This is a genomic window from Undibacterium sp. Di24W, assembly GCF_049340325.1.
Classification (GTDB): domain Bacteria; phylum Pseudomonadota; class Gammaproteobacteria; order Burkholderiales; family Burkholderiaceae_D; genus Undibacterium.
The window spans coordinates 1-255 of record NZ_JBMPOP010000044.1 but is presented as its reverse complement, the minus strand read 5'-3'; the positions used below and the strand labels follow the sequence as shown (position 1 = coordinate 255).

1 protein-coding gene is annotated in these 255 nt (G+C 43.9%); it reads left to right on the top strand.

From position 1 onward, the window contains the following. The coding region (locus ACO0KZ_RS20560; protein ID WP_422998667.1) for a DDE-type integrase/transposase/recombinase at window positions 1-255 on the top strand (255 nt) is incomplete at both ends.

The following is a 255-nucleotide window of genomic DNA, read 5'->3' as shown; positions in this document are numbered from 1 at the left end:
TCGCCGATATCACCTACATACCGACAAGTGAAAAATTTGTTTATTTAAGTTTGGTGACCGACATCTACTCAAAAAAGATTGTCGGGCATCATGTTCACGCCAGCCTGCAAACAGAGGAAGTGAGTGTGGCCTATCGACGTGCGCTGCGTGGCAAAAGTAGCATGTCCGATCTAATACACCACTCAGATCGAGGCATTCAATACTGCTCTACTTATTACCAACAGTTACATGAAAAATTCAAGGTGCGATGCTCAA